Origin of the sequence: Nocardia sp. NPDC059229, assembly GCF_042754165.1 — a bacterium.
Lineage (GTDB): Bacteria > Actinomycetota > Actinomycetes > Mycobacteriales > Mycobacteriaceae > Nocardia.
In genome coordinates, this window is record NZ_JBHZAK010000021.1 from 37,884 (window position 1) to 64,405 (window position 26,522).

Annotated in this window: 27 protein-coding genes; 4 read left to right on the plus strand and 23 right to left on the minus strand. The window is 67.1% G+C overall.

Annotation, left to right across the window (positions count from 1 at the left end):
* The first annotated feature begins 22 nt into the window (after positions 1-22).
* On the plus strand, positions 23-973 hold the full coding sequence (locus ACFXHE_RS35205; protein WP_379388980.1) for an ABC transporter substrate-binding protein: 951 nt from the start codon (positions 23-25) through the stop codon (positions 971-973).
* A gap of 57 nt (positions 974-1,030) precedes the next feature.
* Here ACFXHE_RS35205 and ACFXHE_RS35210 read toward each other — a convergent pair whose 3' ends face one another.
* The 3 genes from ACFXHE_RS35210 to ACFXHE_RS35220 form a co-directional block, all read right to left on the minus strand.
* A complete protein-coding gene (locus tag ACFXHE_RS35210) occupies positions 1,031-1,312 on the minus strand; it encodes a hypothetical protein (RefSeq protein ID WP_379388981.1) in 282 nt (93 codons plus the stop codon).
* Positions 1,313-1,634: 322 nt separating this feature from the next.
* On the minus strand, positions 1,635-2,522 hold the full coding sequence (locus ACFXHE_RS35215; RefSeq protein ID WP_379388982.1) for an alpha/beta fold hydrolase: 888 nt from the start codon (positions 2,520-2,522) through the stop codon (positions 1,635-1,637).
* A 142-nt stretch (positions 2,523-2,664) separates the two neighbouring features.
* Positions 2,665-3,630, minus strand: a complete 966-nt coding sequence (locus ACFXHE_RS35220; RefSeq protein WP_379388983.1) for an NAD(P)/FAD-dependent oxidoreductase — start codon at positions 3,628-3,630, stop codon at positions 2,665-2,667.
* 82 nt (positions 3,631-3,712) lie between these two features.
* Here ACFXHE_RS35220 and ACFXHE_RS35225 point away from each other — a divergent pair, with 82 nt between their 5' ends.
* Positions 3,713-4,297 carry a helix-turn-helix domain-containing protein gene (locus ACFXHE_RS35225; protein WP_379388984.1) on the plus strand — a complete coding sequence of 195 codons (585 nt, stop codon included), beginning with the start codon at positions 3,713-3,715 and terminating at the stop codon, positions 4,295-4,297.
* A 3-nt stretch (positions 4,298-4,300) separates the two neighbouring features.
* On the opposite strand, the gene ACFXHE_RS35230 is transcribed toward ACFXHE_RS35225, so the two are convergent.
* The 7 genes from ACFXHE_RS35230 to ACFXHE_RS35260 form a co-directional block, all read right to left on the minus strand.
* A complete protein-coding gene (locus ACFXHE_RS35230) occupies positions 4,301-4,927 on the minus strand; it encodes a TetR/AcrR family transcriptional regulator (protein WP_379388985.1) in 627 nt (208 codons plus the stop codon).
* A 108-nt stretch (positions 4,928-5,035) separates the two neighbouring features.
* Entirely contained in the window at positions 5,036-6,532 is a 1,497-nt protein-coding gene (locus ACFXHE_RS35235) for a flavin-containing monooxygenase (RefSeq protein ID WP_379388986.1), read from the minus strand.
* Entirely contained in the window at positions 6,529-7,386 is an 858-nt protein-coding gene (locus tag ACFXHE_RS35240; RefSeq protein WP_379388987.1) for an SDR family NAD(P)-dependent oxidoreductase, read from the minus strand. Before ACFXHE_RS35240 ends, ACFXHE_RS35235 begins: the two co-directional genes overlap by 4 nt.
* Complete coding sequence (locus tag ACFXHE_RS35245) at positions 7,370-8,272, minus strand: alpha/beta fold hydrolase (RefSeq protein WP_379388988.1); 903 nt, start codon at positions 8,270-8,272, stop codon at positions 7,370-7,372. The genes ACFXHE_RS35240 and ACFXHE_RS35245 overlap by 17 nt, the downstream gene beginning before the upstream one ends.
* Positions 8,269-9,630, minus strand: a complete 1,362-nt coding sequence (locus ACFXHE_RS35250) for a cytochrome P450 (RefSeq protein ID WP_379388989.1) — start codon at positions 9,628-9,630, stop codon at positions 8,269-8,271. The genes ACFXHE_RS35245 and ACFXHE_RS35250 overlap by 4 nt, the downstream gene beginning before the upstream one ends.
* Before the next feature lie 157 nt (positions 9,631-9,787).
* Positions 9,788-10,072: a hypothetical protein gene (locus tag ACFXHE_RS35255; RefSeq protein ID WP_379388990.1), complete on the minus strand. Its 285-nt coding sequence runs from the start codon at positions 10,070-10,072 to the stop codon at positions 9,788-9,790.
* Positions 10,073-10,456: 384 nt separating this feature from the next.
* On the minus strand, positions 10,457-11,101 hold the full coding sequence (locus ACFXHE_RS35260) for a TetR/AcrR family transcriptional regulator (protein WP_379388991.1): 645 nt from the start codon (positions 11,099-11,101) through the stop codon (positions 10,457-10,459).
* Between the two features lie 151 nt (positions 11,102-11,252).
* Here ACFXHE_RS35260 and ACFXHE_RS35265 point away from each other — a divergent pair, with 151 nt between their 5' ends.
* On the plus strand, positions 11,253-12,197 hold the full coding sequence (locus ACFXHE_RS35265; protein WP_379388992.1) for an oxygenase MpaB family protein: 945 nt from the start codon (positions 11,253-11,255) through the stop codon (positions 12,195-12,197).
* A 12-nt stretch (positions 12,198-12,209) separates the two neighbouring features.
* Here the strand turns inward: ACFXHE_RS35265 and ACFXHE_RS35270 are convergent, their stop codons facing one another.
* Positions 12,210-13,526: an alpha/beta hydrolase gene (locus tag ACFXHE_RS35270; protein WP_379388993.1), complete on the minus strand. Its 1,317-nt coding sequence runs from the start codon at positions 13,524-13,526 to the stop codon at positions 12,210-12,212.
* 345 nt (positions 13,527-13,871) lie between these two features.
* On the opposite strand from ACFXHE_RS35270, the gene ACFXHE_RS35275 reads away from it, so the two are divergent.
* Positions 13,872-14,273: a hypothetical protein gene (locus tag ACFXHE_RS35275; RefSeq protein WP_379388994.1), complete on the plus strand. Its 402-nt coding sequence runs from the start codon at positions 13,872-13,874 to the stop codon at positions 14,271-14,273.
* A gap of 6 nt (positions 14,274-14,279) precedes the next feature.
* Here ACFXHE_RS35275 and ACFXHE_RS35280 read toward each other — a convergent pair whose 3' ends face one another.
* From ACFXHE_RS35280 to ACFXHE_RS35335, 12 genes are all read right to left on the minus strand, one after another.
* Positions 14,280-15,359: a calcium:proton antiporter gene (locus tag ACFXHE_RS35280; protein ID WP_379389058.1), complete on the minus strand. Its 1,080-nt coding sequence runs from the start codon at positions 15,357-15,359 to the stop codon at positions 14,280-14,282.
* A 285-nt stretch (positions 15,360-15,644) separates the two neighbouring features.
* The gene (gene thpD, locus ACFXHE_RS35285; RefSeq protein ID WP_379388995.1) at positions 15,645-16,529 is read right to left on the minus strand and encodes an ectoine hydroxylase; all 885 of its coding nucleotides are present in this window, start codon (positions 16,527-16,529) and stop codon (positions 15,645-15,647) included.
* 9 nt (positions 16,530-16,538) lie between these two features.
* Positions 16,539-16,928 (minus strand): ectoine synthase, encoded by a 390-nt coding sequence (locus ACFXHE_RS35290; protein ID WP_379388996.1) that lies wholly within the window; start codon positions 16,926-16,928, stop codon positions 16,539-16,541.
* A gap of 1 nt (position 16,929) precedes the next feature.
* The gene (gene ectB, locus ACFXHE_RS35295; protein ID WP_379388997.1) at positions 16,930-18,204 is read right to left on the minus strand and encodes a diaminobutyrate--2-oxoglutarate transaminase; all 1,275 of its coding nucleotides are present in this window, start codon (positions 18,202-18,204) and stop codon (positions 16,930-16,932) included.
* Positions 18,201-18,653 carry a diaminobutyrate acetyltransferase gene (ectA, locus tag ACFXHE_RS35300; protein ID WP_379388998.1) on the minus strand — a complete coding sequence of 151 codons (453 nt, stop codon included), beginning with the start codon at positions 18,651-18,653 and terminating at the stop codon, positions 18,201-18,203. Before ectA ends, ectB begins: the two co-directional genes overlap by 4 nt.
* Before the next feature lie 189 nt (positions 18,654-18,842).
* Positions 18,843-19,568, minus strand: a complete 726-nt coding sequence (locus ACFXHE_RS35305) for a response regulator transcription factor (protein WP_379388999.1) — start codon at positions 19,566-19,568, stop codon at positions 18,843-18,845.
* 284 nt (positions 19,569-19,852) lie between these two features.
* The gene (locus ACFXHE_RS35310) at positions 19,853-20,458 is read right to left on the minus strand and encodes a L,D-transpeptidase (protein ID WP_379389000.1); all 606 of its coding nucleotides are present in this window, start codon (positions 20,456-20,458) and stop codon (positions 19,853-19,855) included.
* Between the two features lie 179 nt (positions 20,459-20,637).
* On the minus strand, positions 20,638-21,180 hold the full coding sequence (locus tag ACFXHE_RS35315) for a YaeQ family protein (protein WP_379389001.1): 543 nt from the start codon (positions 21,178-21,180) through the stop codon (positions 20,638-20,640).
* Between the two features lie 324 nt (positions 21,181-21,504).
* Positions 21,505-22,827: a DUF222 domain-containing protein gene (locus ACFXHE_RS35320; protein WP_379389059.1), complete on the minus strand. Its 1,323-nt coding sequence runs from the start codon at positions 22,825-22,827 to the stop codon at positions 21,505-21,507.
* A gap of 192 nt (positions 22,828-23,019) precedes the next feature.
* A complete protein-coding gene (locus tag ACFXHE_RS35325; protein ID WP_354844746.1) occupies positions 23,020-23,523 on the minus strand; it encodes a helix-turn-helix domain-containing protein in 504 nt (167 codons plus the stop codon).
* Entirely contained in the window at positions 23,520-25,772 is a 2,253-nt protein-coding gene (locus ACFXHE_RS35330; RefSeq protein WP_379389002.1) for a molybdopterin-dependent oxidoreductase, read from the minus strand. Before ACFXHE_RS35330 ends, ACFXHE_RS35325 begins: the two co-directional genes overlap by 4 nt.
* A gap of 63 nt (positions 25,773-25,835) precedes the next feature.
* Positions 25,836-26,480, minus strand: a complete 645-nt coding sequence (locus ACFXHE_RS35335) for a pentapeptide repeat-containing protein (protein ID WP_379389003.1) — start codon at positions 26,478-26,480, stop codon at positions 25,836-25,838.
* Between the last annotated feature and the right edge of the window lie 42 nt (positions 26,481-26,522).

Sequence of the window (26,522 nt, forward strand, 5' to 3'; positions counted from 1 at the left end):
AACCGGTGGACGGGCGGCCGTAATGGCTGGTGTAGTGGTGGCGGTGGCCGGACTACTGGCGGGATGCGGTGGCTCGGTGAGCAATTCGGGCAAGGCCGATGCGAAGAAGCTGGTGCTCATCCCCGGCGTCGCGAACGAGCCCTTCTACATCTCGATGCAGTGCGGCGCCCAGGACGAGGCGAAGAAACTCGGATACTCACTGGACACCCAGGCCCCGACCCAATTCGACGCCTCGCTGCAGACGCCGATCGTCACCGGCGTCATCGCCAACAAACCCGGGGCGATCCTCATCGCGCCCACCCACGCCCAGGCCATGGCCAGCCCGATCAAGCAGGCCAGGGACGCGGGCATCAAGGTCATCGAGGTGGACACCGCGCTCGACGACACCTCCATCGCCCTGTCCTCCATCTCCTCCGACAATGTGAAGGGCGGGCAACTCGCCGCGGTCACCCTCGCGAAACTGGTGGGCGACAAGGGATCCGTGCTGGTGATCAACACCAAGGCCGGCACCTCCACCACCGACCAGCGCGCCCAGGGCTTCGAGGACGAACTGAAACAGAACCACCCGGGCATGTCGTCACTGGGCGTCCAGTACAACAACAACGAAGCCGCCCAGGCCGCCTCCATCGTCACCGCCACCCTCGCCGCCCACCCCGACCTGGCCGGCATCTTCGCCACCAATCTCAGCTCCGCCGAAGGCGCCGCCACCGGCCTCCGCAACGCCGGCAAACTCGGCCAGGTCAAGGTCGTAGGCTTCGACGCCAGCCCCAAACAGGTCCAAGACCTGAAAGACGGCACAGTCCAAGCCCTCATCGCCCAAAACCCCTCCGACATAGGCAAACAGGGCGTAGACCAAGCCGACGCCGCCCTCCAGGGCAAGCCCGTCACCCGCAAAATCCAAACCGACATGATCGCCATCACCGCCGACACCATGTCCACCAACGACCAGTACTTCTACAAGAGCAAGTGCTGACCAGACCACCGCTTCCGAACACGAGGGCGCAGCAGGCGTAGCCCAGTCAGGCGCAGCTCAGTACTTCTGGCGATCGACGCGGTGCGATAAGCGCTGCGTGAAGGTTTCGGTCCACGCAGCCGATTCCGATTCCTCCGCAGTCCCCGTGGCGCGTCTCCTCGCACGCAGATTGCCCGTGCGCCCGCCTTGTTTCACCCCGCCGGGCCGGGCCTGCAATGCCAATACCCGCACTCCCCATGACACGTAGGCCTCAACACTCATCCCCGCGCATTCCGCGGCGTCGCGCAACGTGAGCCAATCATCCTCACCCACCGTCACCACAATGTCCTTGCTCGACATAACGATCAACGTTAGACCTTGCAGACCGTCCAGACCCGTTAGTGGCCTGCAAATAATTCGTTCAGCCGCTGATCGCCCTGTCCGGACAGTCAAACGAACCCCACCCCGCGCGCCGCAACGCCGAACGCCAGAGAACCGGTCGTATCTCGCAGCTTCGGCCGCCGGGCAGCATTTTCTTGCCAATTCCAAAGGCACAGTGCGTGATCAGAACGGTTGAGCCAGATATGGCTCGAACGGCTCGCTCACGCACTCACCCGTAATTCGTTGCAGCCGAGCGCATCACGCTGAAGCGGGTTCCCACCGACCGGTCTGAGAAGCTCGCTCAGCTTTGCGACGCGTGTCGCTGGATGAGTTCGTATACGGGCTTGGGGTCTTCTACTTGGGGGTAGTGACCCAGATCCGGCAGTCGAGTTACCGGCGTGTTCGGCCTGAGGTTCAGAACTGCTTGCAGTACGGCCTCGGTGCAGATGGGATCCAGACCCGCCCACCCGAGTTCCAGCGCGCCCAGCCAGGTGCGTATTGCGTTGTGCCAGCGCGTGGAAGTCGGGGGTGTGACGCGTTCGTGGTTGTAGTAGATGAGTTTGTCGAGCATGCGATGACCGTCATTGTGGGACAGCAACGACCACTGGTCGGCTGCCTCCTCAGCGGTGAGGGGATGCGCCGCGGAGAAGATACTGCCGAACGAGCGACGGAAGGAGAATTCGCTCGTCGCTCGGGTGACGAGCGGTCCGAGCCGGCTCAGCAGGAGTTTCTGTCCGAGCAGCAGGCTGGCCTGTTCGCGGACCAGGCTCGCATTGAACAGCAGAGCCGATTTCAGCGTGAACGACAATGTTCCATCGATGTCGCGGGCGAGGAGTTCGGTGGCGACCGAGCTGCCCATGTCGTGGGACACCATGACGACGGGTTCACCCACGTACCGCTGCGCGAGTTCCTCGGCGATATCGGCTTGAATTCGCAACGAGTACTGCATATCTCGCGGCTTGTCGGACAGCCCGAAGCCGAGGAAGTCGAAGGTGAGCAGGCGGTGGCCGTCGATCGAGTCGAAGGCGTCCCGCCAGTCGTAGGAGCTGGACGGGTAGCCGTGCAGTAGCACCAGCGGCGGCAGGTCCGGGGAGCCTGCTCGTTCACGGACGAAGATCCGGTGGCGTCCGACCTGTTCGAAGGTGCCCGATCGCTGCCAGGCCGCGACACGTGGGGTCAGGTCCGCCATCTCTACCCTCCTGTGGGCGACAGCCGTCGGTTCGCCATCACCCTAACAAATTGCACTGTCCATGCAGATTGTTCGCGGGGTGAACGGGCCGATTCCCCACGCTCAGTAGGCCGGACCGGCGTGGGCCGGTCCGGCCGGCTGGTCAGGCGGTGGCTAGGGCGCGGTGGGCTTCCACTGCCAAACGGGTTTCTTCGGTTATCAGGTCGGCGTTGATGTGGGCGCCGGCCATGGCGCCGGCGGCGGCGGAGTTGCCTACCTGAGCCGAGATGTCGGTGACGTTGCCTGCGGCCCAGACTCCGGGGGTTTCGGTGCGGCCGGTGGGGTCGGCGGGGATGCATTCGCCTGCGCCGGTGGGGTGGGAGGTGGGGGTCAGGCCTAGATCGGCCAGGAAGGCGGTACGGGCGACCATGCGGGTGGGGGCGGCCAGGATCTCGCGGGGGATGATGGTGTCGTCGGCGAGGCGGACGCCGGAGATTCGGTCGGCGGCGATCTCTACGGCGGCGACCTCGCCGGTGACGACGCGAATTCCTCTGGCCGCCAGCTGTTCCGACTCCTCCTCGGTGGGAGGGGTGTTGGTGTGGGCGAAGTAGACGACATCGTCGCTCCACTGGCGGAAGAGGAGGGCGAGGTGAATTCCCATGGGGCCCAGGCCGAGGACGCCGATCGGGCGGTCCCGGACCTCCCAGCCGTGGCAGTACGGGCAGTGGATGACATCGCGGCCCCAGCGCTCGCGCAGGCCCGGGATATCGGGGAGTTCGTCGACCAGGCCGGAGGTCACCAGCAGGCGGCGGGCGCGGACGGACCGCCCGTCGGCCAGGGTGACGACGAATTCCTCTCCGTCCCTGACGATTCCGGTCACTTTGCCCGGAACCACGTGTCCGCCATAGCCGCGCACCTCTTCGCGCCCCCGCGCCAGCAGCTCTGCCGGCGGCACGCCTTCGCGGGCGAACAATCCGTGCACCCTGTCCGCGGGCGCGTTGCGCGGGCTGCCCGCGTCGATCACGACCACCGAGCGCCGGGCTCGGGCGAGCATGAGTGCCCCGTTCAGTCCGGCCGCGCCGCCGCCGACCACCACCACGTCATAGCTGCTGTTCAGCTGATCGGTCATTGATGACCACCTCCTGCCTACGACCATGCGGACCATGCCGCGATCCTGGCAACCTTGTTTGCCGATATGGCAAACTGAGGTTATGACCGACGATATCGACAGAGCCCTGGAAGGGGTGGGACTACGGCTGCGTGAGCTGCGCAAACAGCGCGAGACCACGCTAGCGGAGCTGTCCGCCGAGACCGGCATCTCGGTGAGCACGCTGTCCCGCCTGGAGTCCGGCGCGCGCCGCCCCACCCTGGAGCAGCTGCTCCCCCTGGCCCGTGCCCACAATGTGACCCTCGACGAACTGGTGAACGCCCCGCTCACCGGCGACCCGCGCGTGCACATGCGCCCGATCAACCGGGGCGGCATGCAGATGCTGCCGCTGACCCGCCGCGTCGGCGGCATCCAGGCCTTCAAGATCGTGCTGGGCCCGAAATCCGGTCGCACCGAACCCAATCCGCAGACCCACGAGGGCTACGAGTGGCTCTACGTCCTCAACGGCCGGCTCCGGATGATCCTCGGCGCGCACGACCTGATCCTGCACCCGGGCGAGGCCGCCGAATTCGACACCCGGGAACCGCACTGGTTCGGCGCGGCGGACGACGGGCCGGTCGAATTCCTCAGTCTCTTCGGCAAACAGGGCGAGCGGGCTCACGTCCGCGCCCGCCCCAAGGGCGACTGACGGCTATCCCTGATACCGCGGCCCGACCAGCGCGAGCGCGGTTTCGACTGCCACATCGATGATTTCGGTGATGTCGCGCCCGTCCTCCACGGTGGAGGCGATGAGCTCCCGGAACCCGCCGTAGAGGATGGTCGCCATCTGCCGGGTCGGCGGATGCAGTCCGGCCGCCTGGAATTCCGATGTGGCGGTGAGGTCCTGGATCAGCGTGATGAACGATTCCGCGGCGTCCCGGTGCAGTTGCCGCGCCCGCTCCCCCAGCGCCGGGGTGTCGCGGATCCAGGCCAGGGTGATGCAGGTGTCGTCACGGGAGGCCCCGATCCACGCCTCGATCGCCTGATGGATCTGGGTGTCCCAGGGCGCGGTCGGGTCCACGGCCGCGTAGATCTGCTGGACGGTGTCGTTGTTGCGTTCGGTGAGCATGGCGACGAAGCAGTCCTGCTTGTCGACGAAGTGCTCGTAGAAGGTCCGCCGCGAGGTCCGCGCGAGGCGGACCACATCGGCGACGGTGGTATCCCGATAGCCGCGCTCGCGGACCGCGTCGGCCATGGCATCCAGCAGCCGCCGCCGGAACCCGGAGTCGGTGGCGGGTTCGGCGCTGGTTGCGGTGTCGGCGGTGTCGACGTCGGTCACGAGCATCAGCCTAGTTTCTCCGATCTCGGTGAGCATCGCGGCATGTCGGTGTGTTCGCGGCGGTACAGCTCGCACCCGGTCAGGCGGCGGTGTCACCTCACACCCCGGTCAGGCGGTGACCTGTTCGGGACCGCGTTCGGACGCGGCGACGGTATGAGCCGGGCGGCGGCCGAATCGGATGGTCCCGTCCTCGATTCGCCCGTGCCGCAGAGTGATCACATCCTGGGCATAGTTCATGCCCAGCCGCCACGGCGCGCGCGATCCGGCCTTGGGGAAGCGGTCCATGGACCGCAGCACGTAGCCGGCCTGGAAGTCCATCAGCGGCGCGGTGGTCACCGCCGGATCCGGCCACGGCGTGGCCTGGGAGTATCCTTGAATGTCCATGTGCCGCAACAACCGGCACACGAATTCCGCGACCAGGTCGGCCTTGAGCGTCCAGGACGCATTGGTGTACCCGATGGTGAAGGCGAAGTTGGGCACGCCGCTGAGCATCATGCCCTTGTAGGCCATGGTGTCCGGCGGCTGGATCTCGCGGCCGTCGACGGTGAGCCCGATACCGCCGAGGGCCAGCAGGTCCAGCCCGGTGGCGGTCACCACGATGTCGGCGGACAGTTCCGCGCCGGATTCCAGCTTCACCCCGTCCGCGGTGAACCGCTCGATGCGATCGGTCACCACCGAGGCCCGCCCGTCGCGGATGGCCCGGAACAGGTCCCCGTCCGGGACCAGGCACAGCCGCTGATCCCACGGGTTGTAGGCCGGGTTGAAATGCGTGTCCACGTCATAGCCCTCGGGCAGCTGCTTGATGGTCAGGTCCCGGAAGAACTTGCGCATCATCTGCGGCCGCCGTTGGCTGAGCTGATAGATCAGCGTCCCGACGGCGACGTTCTTCCACCGGGTGATGGCGTAGGCCCGCCGGGTCCCGAACCACCCGCGCAGCTTGGTGGCGATGGCGTCCACGCTGGGCGCGGACATGATGTAGGTCGGCGACCGCTGCAGCATGGTCACGTGCCCCGCGTTCTCGGCCATGGCCGGCACCAGCGTGACCGCGGTCGCCCCGCTGCCGATCACCACGACACGCTTTCCGGCGTAATCGAGTTCGGCGGGCCAGTGCTGCGGGTGCACGATCTGTCCGCGGAAGTCGCCGATGCCGGCGAACTCGGGGGTGTAGCCCTCGTCGTAGCGGTAGTAGCCGCTGCACAGGTAGAGGAAGTCGCAGGTGATGGTCGAGGTCATCCCGTCGTGCTCGAACCCGACGGTCCAGCGCGCATCCTCCGACGACCACGAGGCCCCGGTCACCCGGTGCCCGTAGCGAATTCGCCGATCGATCCCCGCGTCGGCGGCCGTCTGGCGAATGTAGCCGAGAATGGCGGGCCCGTCCGCGATGGCCTCCGCCGCCACCCACGGCCGGAACCGATACCCCAGGGTGTGCATATCCGAGTCCGACCGCACCCCGGGATACCGGAACAGATCCCAGGTCCCGCCCATGGCCTCGCGCGCCTCGAGAATGGCGTAGCTGCGTCCCGGGAACGCGTCCTGGAGATGATGTGCCGCCCCGATGCCCGACAGCCCGGCCCCGACGATCAGCACGTCCACGTGTTCGGTCATTGCTTCGCTCCCTTCGCGGCCCGGGCGCGTACCAGGCCCATCACGACCGACAGCACGTCGAAGTAGTGTGTCGGGGTCACTCGCGCCAGCGTGTCGAACAGGTAGGCGTCGGGCCCGACGAGAACGCGCGCCTTGCCGCGTTCGACTCCGCGGCAGATGATTTCGGCCGCCTGCTCCGGCGTGGTCATGGTCATGGCCTCGAATTCGGCGGCCATCTGCTCGTGGGTGCGGCCCCTGCCCTCGGGATCCTTGCGCACGCGGCCGTTGCGGGCGATATTGGTCCGGATGCCGCCGGGATGCACGGTCACCGCCGAGACGCCCGTGCCCCGAAGTTCCTGCCGCAGTGCGTCGGTGAACCCGCGCACCGCGAATTTCGCTGCGCAGTAAGCACTCTGATACGGCATCCCCGCCAGCCCGTACACGCTGGAGGTGTTGACGATGGCGCCGCTGCCCTGCTCGACCAGGATCGGCAGGAACGCCCGTGTGCCGTTCACCACCCCGTCGAAGTTGATCTGCCGCAACCATTCGTCGTCCGCGGGCACACTGTCGAGCACCGAGGAGGACACCGCCACCCCGGCATTGTTGAACACCGCCGCCAGGGGCGCGAGCAGCCACTCGCGCACCTCGTCGGCGAAGGCCAGCTGATCGGCCGCGTCGCGCACATCCAGCACGCGGGTCAGCACCGGCCCGCTGAGGGAGGCCGCCGTCTGCTTCAGACCCTCGGCATCGATATCCGCGATGGCCACCGGCGACCCACGGCGAGACAGCAATTGGGCCAGTCCCCGCCCGATTCCGGAGGCCGCGCCGGTGATCATGACCGGGTGGCCGGACAGGGGCCTAGAGGTTCGGGGCATCGGAACTCCTGGATTCGGCGGTGCGGACGTGCGAGTCGATGAGGTCGGCGAAGGTGGGCCAGAGTGCGGCGGGCAGATCGTGACCCATGCCGGGGAGGGTGTGCAGGCGCGCGCCGCGGATCGCCGCGGCGGTGACCTTGCCGCCCGTCGGGTTCACCATGCGGTCGCGGTCGCCGTGCAGGACGAGGGTCGGCGCGGTGATCGTCCGCACCTCGGCGGTCCGGTCGCCCGACTTCATGATTCCGGCGAGCTGGCGTCCCACACCCGCCGCCGGGCGCGGATCACGGTCCCAGGTGGTCCCCGCGGTCGCGCGAATCCTGGCCTCGTCGAACGGATATCCCGCCGAGCCGATGTGCCGGTACATGCCGACCGCGCGGTCCAGGTGCTCCTCGCGGGTCCCGGCGGGCTTGCGGAACATACGCGCCCAGGTGGACAGCGCGGGCCGCCCCACGCGCGCCGCACCGGTGGTCGAGAAGATCGACGTCAGCGAGGACACCCGAGCCGGATAGCGGGCCGCGACGGTCTGCGCGATCATCCCGCCCATCGACATGCCGACCACGTGCGCGGACCGCCAGCCGAGGGTGTCGAGCAGCCCGACGGTGTCGAGGGCCATGTCCCCGAGATCGTATTGCTGTGGATCCCAGCGCTTGCGGGCCATCGCCAGCCCGCCCGGCGGCCGGAACCCGGCGTGCGTGGAGGTCCCCACATCGCGATTGTCGAACCGCACCACGTCGTATCCGCGCACCACCAGCTGCGCGATCAGCCCGTCGTGCCATTCGTGTTTCTGCTGCCCGAGCCCGGCGATCAGCAGCAGCGGCACGCCGGATCCCTCCCGCTCGTAGGTGAGGGTGATCCCCCGCCCGACCTCGGCCACCCGCTCGCTCATGCGGTCACCTCGGCGCCACGCTCCACGCTGGTTTCGACGGCCTCGACCGCCGGCGGCCGCGGTGCCCGCCGATACACGACGGCCCGCCCCTTCTTCGCCGGAACCAGTGCGACACCGCGGAAGTGCGCGCGCTCATCGGGCGCGTCGGTGGTCTCGAGTGTGAAGTCCCGCAACAGCACCCGCAGCACCACGTTCATCTCCATGGTGGCGAAGGCCGCCCCGATGCACCGGCGCGCGCCACCGCCGAACGGAATCCAGCTGAAGGTCCCCGGCCGGGCGCCGACGAACCGATCCGGATCGAAATCCCGTGGGTTGGTGAACAATTCCGGATTGTCGTGCATGAGCCGGATGCTCACGAGCACGTGCTGCCCGCGCGCCAGCGTCCACCGGCCCAGTTGCAGCGAGTCGGTCCGCACCTTGCGCGCGGTGGCGTCGATGACCGGCCGTACCCGCTGGGTCTCCAGCAGTGCCGCCTCGCGCAGCGCGGACCCGCCCGCGTCGTTCTCCTCGACCAGGCGGCGCAGGATGTCCGGATGCCGCCGCAGCCGTTCGACTGTCCAGGCCAGCGAGGTGGCGGTGGTCTCGTGCCCGGCGGTGAGCAGGGTGAGCAGTTCGTCGGCGATCTCGCCGTGCGTCATGGCCGAACCGTCGTCATAGCGAGCCTGCAGCAGCATGGCCAGCACGTCGTCACGCTCGCTCAGCTCCGGCTCGGCGGCCGCGCGCCGGATGAGCCGTCCGACGATCTCGTCGTACTGCGCGCGGTAGGCGGCGAACCGCGCCCACGGCCCGAAGCGCCCGAACAGCCTGCGCGGCACCGGAAGTGCCGCCAGCGCCGACCCGACCAGCACCAGTTTCGGGAGCAGTGCCCGCAGCTGGTCGAATTCCGCGCCTTCCGCGCCGAAGACCGCGCGCAGGATCACGTTCAGGGTGATCCGCATCATCGAGTCCATGGTCGCGAACTCGCGCCCCGACGGCCAGCCGGCCATCTCGCGGACCGCCTCCTCCTCGATGAGCGATTCGTAGACCGCCAGCCGCCGCCCGTGGAACGGCGGGGTGAGCAGCTTGCGCTCCTTGCGGTGTTCCTCCCCGCGCAGCGCGAAAAGCGAACCGGGGCCGAGGAATTGGCCGAGGTTGGCGTCGATGTTGTCCACCAGATCGGTGTGCGTGGTGAACAGCGCCTTGACCTCGGCCGGTTCCGACAGCACGAGTGTGGGCCCGAAGCGGGGCATCGCGACCATGAACGCCGATCCGTAGCGCTGATGCAGGCGACGCCAGGCCCGGGTGCGCCCGGCCAGGATCTCGATGCCCTGCACGAAGGCCGGCGCGGTTGGTCCGTCGGGCAGTGTCACTGTGGTCATGCGCCATCTCCCAGCCTGGTACATCTGCGTACCATCAGCACGGTACGCGCCTGTACCGACTGTGGCAAGGGTCACGTTCCGGACACGAGAGGGCCATTTGGCAGCCCTCAGCGACTCCGGTCGGCGCGACGACCGGAACGCTGCCAGGAGAGGTTGACTACTGCGCCGACCGCAACGGGTGAGCGGGATCGAAGATCGAGATCGGCGGGCCCTCCCCCGCCGGATGCACCTGGAGCTTGCCGGTGTCGTCGATGAGGATGCGCCGCCCCGGATATGTCCGCCGAGCGATCTCCACGTCACGGTCATCGAACTGGTCGCAGCCGGTGAAAACCAGTACGCCGTAATGCAATTCGGTGGCGTACACACTGGCCGGCCAACGATGTAGCCAGACGTCGAGATCGAAGAGGGCATCGGGTTTGGGCAGGTCAGTGCCGACCGTCATGCGGGCATAGTAGGCCCGCTCGCCCGAGTTCCGCACGCACACATCGGCGAGTCGCCGTAGGGATCGCGTCAATGTTGCGCCGCGGGTTCGGATCCGGACTTCGCCATCATCACTCCCCGGACGGCGACACACGGGAGGTCTCATGGCGGAGACCGGTCTCGGACCAGCGCAGTCCGATCCGGCGATCGATCGATGGCAGCAGCGCGCGGTGGCGCTGATCGCGAACTTCGCGTACCGCAGGTCGACTCCGTTGTTCCAGTAGGAATCGATCATCGAGGCCGCCGCGGACTCCGGCGGAATCAGCTCGTCCCAGCTGGCGTAGCACTGGAAGATCGGGATATCCGGCAGATTCTCTGGCCGGCCAGACTTGTTCCCAAGGCAGGGTCAGGGGGTGCCGATCAGTAGGTGGACGATGGCCTGGACGAAGCCCTTGATGCGCTCGCGGGGGTAGGCGTCCGGTTCGCTGACGGCCAGGCGGCCGAGCATTTCGGCAATCGTCAGCAGTGAGTTCGTCAGCAGGCCGGAATCGATTCCGGCCCAGCGCGGATCGGCGATCAGACCCATGCGGACCAGCGCCTCGGCCCGGTCGAAGATGCCGGCGCGGGAGCTGCGGATGGCCTCGCGATATTCGTCGGGGGCATTGCCCGGGCCCGCGAGCAGCAGTCGCCAGCGGGTCGGATTACGCAGGGCCACATCGACGAATGCTTCGACCGTGGCGGAGGCGGCGACGACCGGGTCCGCGCCGAGCAGGTCGGTGGGCAGGGTGTCGGCGACCTGTTCGAGGGCGCGCTCGCGTTCGCGTTCGAGCAGCGCGGCGACCAGCTCTGCGCGGGTCTTGAAGACCGTGTACAGCACCGGCTTGCCGACACCGGCCTCGGCGGCGACGGCCTCCATGCTCAGCTCGTGCAGCTCGGCCTGCTCGAGTACGGCGAAGGCGGCGTCGAGCAGCTGGGCCCGGCGCTCGTCCGGGGGCAGGCGGGGCGCATAGCGCCGCCGCGGCCGGTCTGCCGTCACACGGGGTTTACTCACTGCCGCTGCACCTTCACCGGCCCATTCTGTCATCCCGGATAGCGAGGTCACGCGCCTGTCCGGGCTAAAGCTACGCACCCGTTGTATTCAGCGACCACAATTGCTACGGTGGCGTTGTATTCCATGGGATCGAGCCTGCAGAGGAGCCCCAGTGACCTTCGATCCGACCACTCTCCGCCGCGATGACTACGGCTTCTTCGGCCCGGATTCGCCGAGCTGGAAGGTGTGGACCGCACCCACCGCGGTGATCGGCTTCCAGCGCGCGGTGACCCTCGAGCACTTCGATCCGTTCCTGACCGCGGCCGTGGCCGACACCGGCAAGATCTACTCCGAGCCCCGCCACCGGCTCGACGCCACCTTCGCGTACTTCCTGATCGTGGCCATCGGCGATTCCCGCACGGCCATCCAGGCCTCCGAGCACCTGATGACGGTGCATGCCGAGAACACGGGCATCGAGCCGATCAGCGGGCAGCGTTACAGCGCCAATTCCCCCGAAACCCAGCTGTGGATCCACATCACCGGCTGGCACTCGGTACTCAAGGCCTACGAAATGTTCGGGCCCGGACTGACTCCCGAGGAGGAGGCCCGCTACTGGCAGGAGTGCCGGATCGCGGCCGAGCTGCAGACCTGTAAGCCCGAGGAGGTGCCGGTCACGCGCGAGGGCGTGCAGGAGTACTACGCGAATGTCCGTGCGCGCCTGTGCACTTCGGAACGCGCCCAGGACGGCATGCGGCAGCTGCTGTTCACCTCGCCGCGCCACGGCGCGGGCTGGACGTACGCACTCGGTGCACGCCTGCTGTCGTTCGCCTCGATCGCGACGCTGCCCAAGTGGATGCGCAAGCTCGGCCAGTTCGACCGCCCGGGCATTGTCGACCTGCTGGTGAGACCCGCAGCGCGCGTCCTGGTCTGGCTGTTCTCGCTCTTCGACAAGGCGGGTCTGATCATGGCCGCCCCGATCATCGCGCCAATGGCGGGGCAGATCCTCGAACAGCACCTGAAAGCGGAGCCCCCGGCCCGGCTCGAAACGGTCACACCGGCCGCCGCCCGCGAGCTCTACGGCCGTCGCGGGCACCGAACCGTCCCTGCCGCAAGCTGATTCGATGCGACCTCATCGACAGGTGAGGTCCTGATCCGGACGCGTGCCGTCGCGCAGGAAACGCTCGACGGCATCGTTCGCGCAGGCGACCGGCGAGGGATACACGCCGTGCCCGCCGCCGTCGACCGCCACCATCCGGGCGCGGTCACCGAATGCCTGCCGCAAGCGCAGCGCGCCGCTGTACGGGGTCGCCGGATCCCGGAGATTCTGCAGCAGTAGCACATTCGAGGGTCCGGACGCGGTCACGACCGTGCGCGGCGCGACCGGATACGGCCAGAAGGCGCACGGGGAGAAGCCGCGCGGCATGCCCGCGGTGAGCGGGAATCGGGCTCGATCCGCAGCGACGGCGGTTGCGTAGTCGTCCGCGGACGTCGGCCAGGCCACGTCATTGCACAGGGTCGCCACCATGACCGCGGTCGACGCCTGGGCCGCCGGCTCCGGCGGGGAGAGCCGCGCGGCAGGCAGAGCGTTTGAGCGCAGTGCGGCATTGATCACCTGGGCGACATAGGGAAACCGCTGATCCTTGTACAGCCCGTCGAGCAGGATCTGCCGTAATCCGTTGCCGCTCAACGCCGAGGTCTCGGCACCCGGCCACGGCAGCGGTGCGCGATCCAATCGTGCCGCCAGCGTGAGGAACTCGTCCCGCACCGCCTCGGGCGTCTCCGCCACCCGATCCGGATTCCCCTCGGCCGCCGCCCACCGCGCGAAGTCCGGAAACCGATCCTCCGCCCCCACAGCGGAATTCCCCAGCCAGGTCCGCTCGACCCGCTCGGGATCCGGATCATCATTGCTGTCCAGCAGGATCCGATCCGTGTGCTCCCCGAACAGCGTGGCGTATACCGACAGCACGTACGTCCCATAGGACGTTCCCCACGCCGCGATACGCTGTTCCCCCAGCGCTTCCCGGATCCGGTCGATGTCCCGCGCCGCGGTCCGGGTCCCGATCGACCGCACCAGCGCACCCCCATCCCGCACGCACGCCTCGGCCACCCGCCGCTCGATCGCCACATTCTCCGCGATCCCCCCGTCCGCGTCCGGCCACGGCCGCAGCCGCTCCGGTGCCAGATCCTGCCGCGCGATATGGCAATTCGCCGCGGTGCTGGCTCCGATCCCGCGTGGATCGAACCCGATCAGGTCGTACTCGTCCCGCACCGACTCCGGCAGCATCTGTCCTGCGGTGGACGGCAGATTCAGCCCGCTGCTACCCGGCCCGCCCGGCACGAGCAGCAACACCCCACGCCGATGTTCCGGATGCGCACTCCGAATCCGCGACACCGCAAGGGAAACCCGCTCCCCCTCCGGATGCTCGTAGTCGAGTGGCACGGACACCGTCGCGCACTCCTGCCGCGAATCGACCCCCACCCCCCGACACGCGGCCCACTCGATGCCCGAGCTCGAATCCGACCGGCAGCCGACGAGCACAGACGACACCACCACTGCGAGCCCCAACGCCGCCCCAACGCGAATTGTTGTCTTCACACCGCCGAACGTAGAAACCCCGAACACCAACCCGCGTCACCCCACGGTGCCACCCGCCGCTCCCCCTGCAGGACTATCGGACAGCTGGCGGGACGGTCCTGGGTGAAACGCCAGTGTTGCGTGATTGAACATAATCGACCGAGTTCGATAGGCTCGGGGTTTGGCGTGCGGGCCGATCGAGCCGAGGGTGATGCGATGAGGCAAGCGTTCGATGCTTGGAAGCGGGCGGTGACCCGGGGGGCCAGTACCCGGGCCATTGCGGAGAAGCTGGACAGCAATGGGCCCAGGATCAAGCGGCATTTGGAGGAGTCCGATCCGCCGGTGGCGGACACGGTGATCGAACTGGCGCGGGCCTACGGGGTGAATCCGGTGGAGGGGTTGATCGCGGCCGGACTGATCACACGCAGCGATGTCGATCATGCTGCAACGAAGGACGCGCTTGCCGAGGTGCCCATGTTGCAGTTGCTGGAGGAGGCCGTGGAGCGGGAGCGGCGGGCCGTCCGGCGGCGAGCGCCCGAGGGTGAGCAGGCGGCGGACAGCGAGGAGCGCCGGAGCCGGCGGTTCCGGCGCAAGGTCGGCGAGGGGACTGCGGAGTAGGCGTTCCTACGGCGCGACCGCGAGAAAACCGAACGCCGCGAAGAGCGAGAGGTGCACCGTGCCCTGCAGCAGGGTGGCGCGGCCGGGCACCACGGTGAGCATGCCGACGACCACTGTTATTGCCAGCAGCACCATTTCGGTCGCGCCCAGGCCGAGCAGCAGCGGGGTGTCCAGCCAGATCGAGGCGACCGCAATGGCCGGAATCGTGAGGCCGATGCTGGCCATGGCCGAGCCCAGCGCCAGGTTCAGACCGACCTGAACCCGCCCGCCCCGCGCGGCACGCACGGCGGCCAGCGCCTCGGGCAGCAGGACCAGCATTGCGATCACCACACCGACCGCCGAACGCGGCAGACCCGCTGCGTCGACACCGGATTCGATGGCCGGGGACACCGCCTTCGCCAGACCGACCACCCCGACCAGAGCGGCGATCAGCAGCCCGCCGCTGATCCACGCGCGGCGCGCGCTCGGCCGCTCCGCGTGCTCGTCCTCGTCGTCGGTGCCGGGCTCCACCGGGAGGAAATCCTCCTTGTGCCGCACGGTCTGCATGGCGATGAAGCAGCCGTAGAGCACCAGTGAGGCGACGGCCGCGAAGGCCAGCTGGGCGGGCGAGAAGTGCGGCCCGGGTTCGCTGGTCGTGAACGTCGGTAGCACCAGGCTCAGCGTGGCCAGGGTCGCGACCGTGGCCAGCGCCGCACCCGTGCCCTCCGCATTGAAGACCGCGACCCGCCGCCGCAACGCCCCCACCAGCAACGCCATTCCGAAGATGCCATTGCAGGTGATCATGACCGCTGCGAACACGGTGTCACGGGCCAGCGGCGCGGCCTTGTCCCCGGCCGAAACCATCAGCGTCAGAATGAGTCCGACCTCGATGACGGTCACCGCGATGGCCAGCACCAGCGCGCCGAACGGCTCGCCGACGCGATGCGCGACGACCTCGGCGTGATGCACCGCGGCCAGTACCGCCGCCAGCAGGAGAGCGAATACCGGGATGTCGGCCAGCAGCGACAATTCCCGGCCCCACACCGCGGCCAGCATCACCACCGCGAGCAGGGGAACGACTACGGTCCAGCGAATCTTGTCCAGCAGCAAAGGTTCCTCAGTGGTCACGGGATTCGACGAGCGCGGAAATCCCTCGGACGCAGCCGAATCGACCGGGCACGCGCCGGCCGACCGGCGCGTGCCCGATGTTCGACCCACGTCAAACCATAGAGGTACGATGCAACGTTACACAATCATGATGAACCATTGTCGTTTCATCGAGCCAGTCAGCTCGCTCATATCAGCAGCTCAGACAGCACATCCGAGAAATATGTGATCGCACCCACATGGAACGACATCGGCATACGAGACGAACCCTCGACAACTCCCCGATCACACCAGGGGCGTGAAGTCCCGGCTCGCGAGGTACTCCGGCCGCGGATGCGGCGCGGCATAGGGATCGAGCAGCGTGTTCTCGACACTGTTGAACACCAGGAACAGATTCGAACGCGGGAACGGCGTGATATTGCCCGCCGACCCGTGCATGAGATTCGAGTCGAACAGCAACGCCGAACCCGCCCGCCCCGTGAACTGCGTAATGCCGTGCTTCCCGGCCAGATCCGTGATGGCCGCCTGCGACGGGACGCCGATCTCCTGACCGCGCAGGGAAACCCGGTGATGATCGGCCGGCGTCTCACCCTGACAGGGGACGAAGGTGCGATGCGAGCCCGGCATGACCATGAGGCTGCCGTTGAACGGGTAGTTGTCCGACAGCGCGATCGACAGGCTCACCGCCCGCGGCGTCGGCATGCCGTCCTCGGCGTGCCAGGTCTCGAAGTCGGAGTGCCAGTAGAAGCCGGTGCCGGTGAACCCGGGCATGTAGTTCACCCGGGTCTGATGCAGATAGACCTCGGAGCCGAGAATCTCGCGCGCCAGACCGGCAATCCGCTCCTCGCGCACCAGATCCGCGATCATGGCGCTGAGCCGGTGCACCTCGAACAGGGAGCGCACCCGGTGCGACTCGCGCTCGATGATCACGCGCTCGTCCAGCACGAGGTCGGGATCGCCGGTCAGCCGCTGGATTTCGGCCGCCACCTCACCGACCTCGTACGGATCGAGCAGGCTGTCGATCACGGCGTAGCCATTGTCGTCGAAATCGGCGAGGGCATGGCTGCCGATCTCACCCCACACCGTCGGGTCGTCACGCTCGATCGGCGGGGTGCCGACCACCGTGCGGGTGCGATAGCGATCGATTCTTCCGTTGTCGGACACAGTCATTCGAAACTCCTAGTCGACGGCGACGAGCGGGTACACACCGTGCTCGTCGTGCACCTCCTGCCCGGTCACCGGCGGATTGAACACGCAGAGCATGCGCATCCGGGTGCGGGCGAAGAGGCGGTGCCGTTCATGGCCGTTCAGCAGGTACATCGAGCCGGGGCCCAGCTCGTAGGTGGTGCCGTGGTCGAGATCGACCAGGGTGCCCTCGCCCTCGACCAGCCAGACGGCCTCGATGTGGTGCTGGTAATGGAATTCGTGGACGGTCTCGGCGTCGATGGTGGTCTCGTGGAACGAGAACCCGACCCGGTCGCCGCCGAGCACGATGCGCTTGCTGCGCCAGCCCGGGCCCGCGACATCCCGATCGGTGCCGGTGATCTCGGCGGTGGTGCGCACGATCATGTCAGCGCCCCCGCCCGCCGCTGACGGCATCCAGCGAGGCGGCCAGCAGCTCCAGGCCGTGATCGAGCTCGTAGTCGGTAATGGTCAGCGGCGGAAGCAGTTTCACCACCTCGTCCTCGGGACCGGAGGTCTCCACCAGCAGCCCGCGCTGGAAGGCGGCGGCACATACCTTCTCCGCCTGCGAGGCGTCGTCGAAGACCAGGCCGTGCACCAGACCACGCCCGCGCGCGCCGACACCGTCGAAGGCCGCGGACATGCCCGTCAGGGCACGGTCGATGCGCTCACCCTTGGCCCGGGTGGCAGCCTCCAGGGCGTCGTCGGCCCAGTAGTGCTCCAGCGCCGCACGGGCGGTGACGAAGGCCGGGTTGTTGCCGCGGAAGGTGCCGTTGTGCTCGCCCGGCTTCCACAGGTCCAGTTCCGGCTTGAACAGCACCAGCGCCATCGGCAGGCCGTAGCCGCCGATCGACTTGGACAGCGTGACGATATCCGGTGTGATACCGGCCATTTCGAAGGAGAAGAACGGTCCGGTGCGGCCGCAGCCCATCTGCACATCGTCGACGATCAGCAGAATCTCACGGGCGGAACACAATCCGGCCAGCTTGCGCAACCACTGCACGCTCGCGAGATTGACTCCGCCCTCGCCCTGGACGGTTTCGACGATCACGGCGGCCGGGCTGTCCAGGCCGGAGGAGGCATCGTCGAGGACGCGCTCCATCCATTCGAACGAATCGTCGTCCGCGCCGGACAGATACCCGTCGAAGGGCATCGAGGTGGCGTGCTGCAGCGGCACACCCGCACCTGCCCGCTTGGCGGCATTGCCGGTGACCGACAGGGCGCCCAGCGTCATACCGTGAAAAGCGTTGGTGAAGTTGAGGATCTCGGTGCGGCCGGTCACCTTGCGGGCCAGTTTGAGCGCGGCCTCCACCGCGTTCGCGCCGGTGGGTCCGGGGAACTGCACCTTGTAGTCCAGGCCGCGCGGCTTCAGGATCCGGTCGCGCAGCGACTGCAGCAGATCTCGCTTGGCGACGGTGGACATGTCGAGCCCGTGGGTGAGGCCGTCGCCTGCGATGTACTCGAGCAGCGACTGCTTCAGCACGGGGTTGTTGTGGCCGTAGTTGAGCGCGCCCGCGCCGGCGAAGAAATCCAGGTACTCCCGGCCGGACTCGTCGCGGAGCCAGGCGCCGGACGCGGTGTCGAAGACCGTCGGCCAGGAACGGCAGTAGCCGCGCACATTCGACTCGAGATCCGCGAAAACCGTCATATCGGGGCTAGTCATCGCCATTCCTCCTGAGTGGTGACCGGTGCGATGCGGTACAGGTCCTCGGGCTGATGCCCGCCGGGAAACTGATCCGCCGTGAACAATGTGGTGCGGGTCAGGGCCGCGCCACGACGGCGGGCCAGCGAGGCGAACATGGCGACCGAGGCCGGATTGTCGGGGGCAATGGTGGTCTCGAGCTGCGTGACTCCGCGCGCCGCGGCACTTTCCAGCAGCGCGTCGAGCATGTCGACGCCCAGGCCGTGCCCACGATGGGGCTGATCGACCGCCACCTGCCAGACGAACAGGATGTGCGGCCATGCGGGCCTGGTGTAGCCGATGACGAATCCGGCTATCTCGCCGTCTATTTCAGCGACGATCGAGGTATCCGCGAAATCGCGGCACCACAGCAGATAGGCATAGCTGGAGTTGGTGTCGAGGACCCGGGAGTCCTCCGCAATGCGCCACATTGGTGCGCCGTCGGCGAGCACGGGCTCCCGGATCTGGATGGTTTGCTGGGATATCGCGTCAAATTTGCTGATTTGGATCTGCATGACCACTTCAGCCTGACGGTGAAGTTTTGAGGTCTTCCATGCGAACTCATTGCGATCTCATGACGATCCCATGACTCCGCGGGCCTCACACACCCGCGAATACGCCTATCGCGGCATATCGAGGCGATATCCGAGACCGCGCACGGTCACCACGATGCGCGGCTCCGACGGGTCCGTCTCGATCTTCGTGCGCAGCCGGCGCACATGGACGTCGACCAGCCGCTCGTCACCGAAGAAGCCTTCGTCCCAAGCTCGTTCGAGCAGCAGGGTGCGGCTGAGCACCCGGCCGGGATTCGCCGCGAGTTCACACAGCAGGCGAAACTCGGTGATGGTCAACGGAATCTGCTCCTCGCCCCGGCGCACCACGCCGCCGTCCGGTGAAAGCACCAGCGGCGCATCATCATCGGCGTCCAGGACGATCTCCACCGGCGGCTCGGCCGCCGGATCCTCCGGCAGCCCGCCCAGGTGCGGCCGCCGCCGCAGCGCCCGCATGCGCGCGCTGATCTCCTTGAGCTCGAAGGGCTTGGTCACGAAGTCATCGGCGCCCGCCTCCAGCGCCGCGACCACATCATGGGTGTCCGCGCTCGCGCTGACCACCATGATCGGCACCTCGTGGGCGCGCCGCACCTCGCGAATGCACGTGAAGGCATCCATCTCGCCCACCAGCAGGTCCACGATCATCACATCCGGCGCGCCGTGATTGCGCAGGCGCTCCAGGGCCACCTCGGCCGCGCCTGCCTCGGCGACCTCGTAGCCCTCCCCTTCCATCGCCGCCCGCAGGGCGCTGCGGACCCGGTAGTCGTCCCCCACGATCATCAGGCTCGCGCCCATCATCCATATCCTTTCGTCCGAAGGACGCCGCGAACACGTCCAGCGGACAATCACCGAGCTGCGGTGATCGCGTTCGACTAGGTCGAATACCCGAACCTTAGTTGAACGAAACATCTGGCCATCCCAGGTATGCGAGCTGATAGCTGATGCACATCACTCCGATTGCTACCGGTCAGGCGGGGGAAATACCGAATGGCACCGCCATGATTCCGCATTTGCGCACGTCAAAGCCACTTCGGTCGCATTTGCGACATTGTGAGAACCTGCACAGAGGTTTCGCCGAATCAGGGGTTCGCCGGGCGATCGTGGACCTCGATGTCGATGACCGGGCCCTGGGCGGGGTTCAGCCAGCGCATCACGCGGTCCAGATCCGCGCCTGGAAGCGCTACGCAGCCCGCGGTCGGGGTGCCGTCTCCGACATGGAGGAAGTACGCCGAACCCGCGCCGGCGACGACCGGGGAGCGGTTGTAGTCGATGACGACGGCGTGATCGTAGGCGGGACCGGCCGTGCCCAGGTCCTCACCCGCGGATTCATCGAACGGGCAGGTGCCGGGGGCGCAGGTGTAGTGGGTGTTGTAGAACGGCGATTTGGTATCGGAGACCCACCAATCCGATGTTGTCACTCGGCGATACGGGAGCCTGGTGCCGTTGCTGGGAGAGATGCCGAAAGCCTCTGTCAGCGTCCAGATTCCGGCCGGGGAGCGGGTGGCCGATTCGCTGGTGGCGCCGATGCCTTGCGCGCCCACGTCGGCGTGCAGGGGGCCGATCGCTCGAACCCATTGTGTGCCATCGCGATCCCAGGCGGTAAGAGTGGCTGTGGTGGCAGTGGGGGAATCGGCGGTGACGGTGATGAGCTGATTGGCCGGACCGGTGTACGTGGGCTGTTCCACCGGAGGCTCGGAGTGCTTCTGAGCGCAGCCGGCCACAGCCAGGGCTATGACGGCCAGGGCTGCGATCGCTGGGCGGGGACGGGTTCGACGCATCGTGGTTGCCAGTTTGCCTGAGGTGGCGTGCTCGGGTCGCATGAAACCCGGGGTGGAATTCGGGTCGCTCGGCCTGTCGGCAGGGGTCAGGCGAGGGAGTGTTCTTCGATGGGGGTCGAGAGGGAGGTGCCGTTCAGGTCCAGGTAGAGGTGGCGGTCCGTGACCGAGAGGGTGAGGGTGTTGCGGCGGTCGAGGAGAGCGGTGGCGGCGTCGATGAAGGAACGGTCGAAGGCGTAGAGAGGAATCTGGTCGGCCTGGTGGATGCGTTTGCCGGCGAGTTGGGCGAGGACCTTGGCGGGGTCCCGGTGGGTGTAAATGGCTACACGGTCGGCCAGTTTGCTGGCGCGGTGGATGCGGTCGGCGTCCGGGGCGCCCACGTCGATCCAGGTGGTGAGGCGGCCGGTGAGGTCGCGGATGAGAACCGGCGGCTCATCGGTGGAAGAGACCCCACCATCACTGAACGCGATTCCCTCTTCATACTCCAAGCAATAGGCCAGGATCCGAGTCACCATGTACTCCCCGGTCTCGGAAGGATGCCGCGCAATCCGCAACTCCAACTCCTCGTAGACCCCCCGATCCACATCAGCCAACTGCACATTCACGTTGTAGAGAGTCGCGTTCAGGGCCATAGTCCCTGCAGCCTAAAGCCCACCCCCACCCTCGCCGACAACCGGTTCAGATTCCACCCACGACGAACCACGGCCAGGACTCCACCCACAGCAGACGAACGATCCCGACTCGACTCACCGGAGACGAGCGATTCGGACTCGACCGCAGACGAGCGATTCGGATTCTCTTCGTGGGTTGTCTCTAAAAGGCGATACGTGCAGTCCGTGGGCCGGAAAATACGTCACGGCTCCCAACCGGGCGTCAGCCCAAGTCCGGTAGGGCACGCAACGCAACCACACTTCCCGCTTCCCTGCGCACGCCAGCAGGACACGAGCAGCCGGGTGTCATGCAACCCGAGGACCCCACCTCGAGCAACTGGAAACGATGGAGCTGGCGACCAACTCCCCAACGTGATGTCTCTGATTGACCCGAGCAGTGCCCGAAGGATCAATCCTCTTGGGCGCAATCCACCCGCACCGCCCGCGATACGGCGAATCCTTGCCCATCACAACAGTTTTCCAACCATCGACGCTGTCATTGACCAACGCATGGCAGTGGTCGCAAGCCAGAGCAAGGTTGTTCAGGTCGGTGAGTCCACCATCAGCCCAGTCGACGATGTGGTGCGCCGCGCACATCGAGGCAGGCGCATCACACCCCGGACGAGTGCATCCCCGATCACGAGCAATGAGCGCGAGCCGCTGAGCCGGGCTGGCCAGTCGGCGAGACCGTCCCAGGTACAAGGGCATTCCCTCACCATCGAGCACCACCAGCACCGGCTTCGTGCCCCCGGCCAGCTTCAACGCCTCATTGATCGAGACGTGCCCACCCGACGCGGTGGTGGCCACCCCCGCCCCACGCTCGAGATCGGCCAGGCTCATCGTGATGATCGCCTCCACCGGCAAACCCCGGTGGGAGCCGAGCTTGCCCGGGGCCACACCCGGCTGCAACAACGCGAACAGCGCATCGTGAGTACGCTGCGCCGAGTCACGACGGTCGCGGCGCGCCGCGGCCTCCAGCACATCGGTGTCGATGGATCCGACACCGGCAGTGGGGCTTTCAGCGTCCTGGATATTGCACATGCCCGGCCGTCCGAATTTGGCCAGCACCGCATCCAGCAAGGCCCGCAGCTCGGGAGTGATCCACCCCTCGATCCAGGACATGCCATTCACGCCCGGACGGCACACCACGATCCCGCGCCGCCGCTTCCGATCGGCATCGCTGGTCAGCGTCCCATCCGGGTCGACCCGGGCCAGGATCTCCCGCCCGATCCTCGGCAGATCGTCCGGCCAGCCTTCGCGGGAATACTCGACGAGAATCCGCTCGGTCGCGTCGCGGGTGCCCGCATCGATCTCCTTGGGCAGATGCGTCATAACCTCCACGATGTTCCGCACGTGATCGCGTGAAATATCTCCCGCCTCATAGGCTTCCGCCGCCACCGCCAACACCGGCGGCCGCAGATGCCCCGTGAGCTGCCGGAACTCCCCGCACTGCCTGGTGATCTTCACCCGCACCGACGCGTCATACCGCGACAACCCCAGCGTCTGCCGCAGAAACGGCACCGGATCACCGGCCCCGCTGCGGTCCGGCAGCGACCGATCCATCGCCTCGATGATCAGCCGTGAATCCAGTGCCGACAGCTTCCTCTTGCAGCTCTCCAACCGCTGCATCAACTCCACGACATCGTCATCGGAGAATTGATTCATATCCCCGTGCAGCAGCGAACCCGAAAGAGACCGCACCGCAGCATCGACATCAGCGATGCCACAGCTGTCGAGTGTCTCCCCCTTGATTCCCATGCACTAATTCTACCGCTCTCCACCTATCCATTAGTACCGAATTCCATTCTGATACAAGGCTTTTCAATCCCCATCGCCAAAACGACCGGTCGCTAACGCCGCATTCCGAAGCCGAGCCGGAAACCCCGGCCCCAGCCGAGCGGAAATGTCCTCGTGCCGCAACGGCTCCCGGCAATGCGAGCACACCACCTCGGCGTGCGTATCGTGGTCACACGCCGTGTGATGCAGAACCACCGGTTCCCCGGATTCCGGAGCCAGGTACCGATCCCCCCACGCCATCATGGCCGCGATGACGGGAAAGAAATCGCGCCCCTGATCGGTCAGCCGGTATTCGTGGCGAACCGGCCGCTCCTGATACGGAACCTTGGTCAACAGACCCGCGTCCACCAATCGGTTCAAACGCTGGGTGAGGATATTGCGGCTGAGACCGAGGGTGGATTCGAAATCGTCGAAACGCTTGGCGCCGTAGAAAGCTTCGCGGAGGATGAGCGGCGTCCACCAGTCGCCCAGCAGGTCGACGGTGCGGGCGACGGTGCACGGCCAGTTCGCGAAACTCGTTCGTTTCATGCGGTCACGGTATCCAGGCGGGCGGGGACGTACTTGTGCCAGGGGGTGCCGACCCATTCGTCCCGGTCGTCGAAGGAGGTCAGCTCGTTCGGGGCGGTGCCGGTGGTGACGGAGGTGCCGTCCGGGGCGGCGACCGAGAGCCCGAAACCATTGGGCAGCGACAAGTGCCCCGGGCGCATGCGGTCGGTGGGCTCGACCGGGACCTGCGCGGTGCCGCGCCGGGTCGTCACCTGGACCAGGTCGCCCGCGGTCAGCCCGAGCCGCTCGGCATCGCCGGTGCTGATGCGCAGGGTGCCCGCCGCATCACGCTTGCGCCAGGCCGGGTCGCGGAAGATGGTGTTGGCCGTGAAGGCCCGGCGCTCACCGGCCGAGAGGATGAACGGCCAGTCCGCACTGTCGTCCTCGGTCGGCACGGGCAGGGTGGCGATCACCTCCAGCAGCTCCGGAATCTCCAGCCGGATCACCTTGTCGCGCACCCGGTTCCAGGTCTCCGCGTAATCGTCCTCGGAGATCACGATGCCGTGCTCGCCCGTCAGGATCGCCTCGAACAGCCGCTCGCCCGCCTCCAGACCCGTTCCGTACCCGGCACGTTCGACGCTGGCCGGGAACTTGCGCACCATGTTGTAGGCCGCCGCCCACAGCAGTGCCGCCGAGGCCGCACCGTCGGGCAGCGTCTCCCCCAGCGTCCGATACAGCAGCACGGGAGCGAGTTTCGACCGCGCCGGATCGCCGAGGATCCCCAGGAAGGCCATGGCGAACGCCTCCCGCCCCTGCGCGAGCGCGGCCCGCAGCGGCGCGTAGTCCGCCTCGCTCAGCACACCCGCGGCCTCGACCAAGCGAGCGTGGATCTCGGGCTCGGGCAGCACGCCCGCCGGTGCGGGCAGCACCGGGTGCCGCAGGTGGAAGATATTGCGCGGGAAGTCGAAGTTGAAGAACGTGGCCTCGTACTTCTCGAACTGGGTGGGCGCGGGCAGCACATAGTCGGCCAGGCGCGCGGTCTCGGTCATGGCGACGTCGATGACCACCACCAGTTCCAGCGCTGCCAGTGCCTCGCGCATGCGGGCCGAATCCGCCAGGGAGTGCGCCGGATTCGCGCTCTCGATGAACATTGCGCGGTAACGCGCCGGGTGGTCGGTGAGGATCTCCTCGCTGATCACATTGCACGGCACCAGACCGCTCACGATCTGTGCGCCGGCCACCGGGCTCTTGGGACCCTCGCCCGCCGGATGCCCGCGGTCGTGGCCGAGATTGCTCAGGCCGGTGAAAGCGTATTGGGTGCCCGGCTTTCCGACATTGCCGGTGAGCAGCCAGACCAGCTTCTCGACATAGCTGACCACCGTCGAATACCGGTTCATCTGCACGCCGAGGTCCTCGAGCGCGGCGACCGAGTTCGCGCGAGCCAACCGGTGCGTCGCGGCGGTCACCAGATCCAGGTCGACATCGGCGATGGCGCAGTACTTTTCGATCGGCACCGCTCGCAGCACCGGCAGTACCGCGTCCAGGCCGCTGGTGTGCTCGGCCAGCCAGTCCTCGTCGATCAGGTTGTCGCGCACCAGGATCGCGGCCATGGCTGTCAGCAGGTACACGTCGGTGCCCGGCCGCAACTGCAGGTGGAAGTCCGCCAGCTCGGCGGTCTCGGTGCGCACCGGGTCGAGCACGATCATCGACCGTGCCGGATCCTTGGCGATCTCCTTCAGCACCGTGCGCGCCCGCGGAAACCCGTGCGACTGATACGGATTCTTGCCTATGAAGAACGCCACCTCCGCATGCTCGACGTCCGCGCGCATCGGGTAGCCGGTCATCCGCGCGCCCACCCAGAAGTCACCGGTCTTCTCCTGCGCCAGCGCGCTGGACCGGTACTTCATGCCGAACGCGGCCATGGTCGCCGGGGCGTACGCGCCGCCCAGGTGATTGCCCTGCCCGCCACCGCCGTAATAGAAGATCGACTCACCGCCGAAGTGGTGCCCGACCTCCAGCAGCTTGGCCGACAGCTCGGAAATCGCGGTCTCCCAATCGATTTCCTCGAAGCTGCCGTCCGCACGGCGGCGCAGCGGCGAGGTCAGCCGGCCGGTGTGCCCGTTCTGGTAGCGGTCCAGCTGCAGGGCCTTGTTGCAGGTGTAACCCTCCGACGCCGGATGCAGCTTGTCGCCGCGGATCTTCTCGAAGGACCGGCCGTCCGGCCCGAGCAGCACCTGGATGCCGCAGTTGCACTCGCACAGGATGCACGCCGTAGGCCGCCACTCCGTCATGTGAGGAGCGTAACTCGAGTCAGTTCACTAGCGCTACTAACTAGAGGTCCCTGGCCGCTTCTTCTACAGGTCCTTGACCAGGATTCCGAAGGAGTGGGCGAAGACCGGGGCCAGCTCGAGCAGCTGCGTATTGGTGACCAGCGCACCCGACAGCGACTCGACCCCGCTGGAAATGCCGATCGACCGGGCCTCACGCAGGTCGACCTTCTTCAACTTGGCATTGCGCAGCGACAGCCCGGAGATCTCCGAGCCCGGGAAGGTCACCGAGGTCAGCTTCGCCTCGCTGATATCCACGTCCCGCAGCACGCAATCCACGAACGAGACATCGGTGAGCACCGCACCACGCAGATTCACCGAATCGAACTTGCAGTTGTGGAAACTCACCCGCCGCAGCGCCGACCCGAACGCCTCCACCCCCGACATGGCCGCGAGCACGAATTCCGCATCCATCCAATTGGTTTCGGAGAGATCGGTCCGAATCCAGCGGGTACTGCCCAGCCAGACATCGTTGAATCGCGAATACCGGAAGAAACCGCCGGTCACCGTGGTGGCCGAGATGGCGCACTCGGTGAAGGTCACGCCGCGCAGTTGCGGGTCGTCGAGTGACAAGCCGTCGAAATGGGCACAGTCGTAAGCACCCTCATCGAGCAGCGTCTCCTGCGGTTCCAGGAAACGCGCGAAAGGCAGGTCGGCCAGCTCCCGTGGCATATCGGTTCCTTACCGGGTCGAGGTGAAGATCGGATCGGCACA